The organism is Synechococcus sp. OH2 (assembly GCF_047462155.1).
Taxonomy (GTDB): Bacteria; Cyanobacteriota; Cyanobacteriia; order Thermostichales; family Thermostichaceae; genus Thermostichus.
Window position 1 is genome coordinate 1 of the sequence record NZ_JANSIR010000105.1, and the last position, 1,313, is coordinate 1,313.

Annotated in this window: 1 protein-coding gene; it reads left to right on the plus strand. The window is 61.1% G+C overall.

From position 1 onward, the window contains the following. Positions 1-277: 277 nt before the first annotated feature. Positions 278-1,313: biosynthetic-type acetolactate synthase large subunit (gene ilvB / locus NW835_RS10435; RefSeq protein WP_414415261.1), on the plus strand; the 1,036-nt coding region annotated here is incomplete at its 3' end.

The window sequence follows — 1,313 nt, forward strand, 5'->3', positions numbered from 1 at the left end:
GCAGAGGAAGAGACAAAAATCTCGCCGTAAAGCGGATGAGGAAACCCCACCCGCCTGCGCGGTGGGGTAGTTCATAGAGTTCTCCAAGGCAAAGGCAGGGTGGAGGAAAAACCGGTTCTGCCGGAGAAAAGGGCTACCCCCCAGGCAAATCCCAACTTTGCACAGCAAACACCTGCTAAACTGTTGAACTAAATACACAATCCAAAAAGCTGGCCAGTCTTCTGACTCAGCCGCTCCAGGTTGAGTGCTCGGTCGTCTTCAAGGGGGAGAAGATATCGTGGCAACAGGGGCCTATGCACTGGTGGATAGCCTGCATCGACAGGGGGTGCAGCACATTTTCGGCTATCCGGGAGGAGCGATCCTGCCCATCTACGACGAGCTGTACAAAGCCGAATCCCAAGGGCTACTCAAACATTTCCTAGTCCGCCACGAACAGGCCGCGGCCCATGCTGCCGATGGCTACGCCCGCGCCACCGGCAAGGTGGGCGTGTGCTTCGCCACCTCGGGGCCAGGGGCGACCAACCTGGTGACGGGCATCGCCAACGCCATGATGGACTCTGTGCCCATGGTGGTGATCACCGGCCAGGTGCCCCGCCATTTGATCGGTACCGACGGCTTTCAGGAGACCGACATCTTTGGCATCACCCTGCCCATCGTCAAGCACTCCTACGTGGTGCGGGATCCGCGTCAAATGTCTCGGATTGTGGCCGAGGCTTTTCACATTGCCGGCACCGGGCGGCCAGGGCCGGTGCTGATCGACATTCCCAAAGATGTGGGCCTGGAAGAGTTCGACTACCAGCCGGTTAGCGAAGTCAACATCCCCGGCTACCGGCCCACGGTGCGGGGCAACCCTCGCCAGATCCACGCGGCGGCCAAGCTGATTCTGCAGGCCAAGCGTCCCCTGCTCTACGTGGGCGGCGGGGCCATCATCTCCGGGGCCCACGCCGAAATTGCCGAGCTGGCCCACACCTATCAGATCCCGGTGACCACCACCCTCATGGGCAAGGGGGCCTTCGATGAGAACGATCCCCTCTCGGTGGGGATGCTGGGCATGCACGGCACTGCCTACGCCAACTTTGCCGTTACCGAGTGCGACCTGCTGATTGCAGTGGGGGCCCGCTTCGACGACCGCGTAACCGGCAAGCTAGACGAATTTGCCAAGCACGCCAAGGTGATCCACATCGACATTGACCCGGCAGAGGTGGGCAAAAACCGCGCTCCGGACGTGCCGATTGTGGGAGATGTGCGCACCGTTTTGGTGGAGCTGTTGGCGCAACTGAGCAAAATGCCCCACACCCCTGGCCAGACGCAGG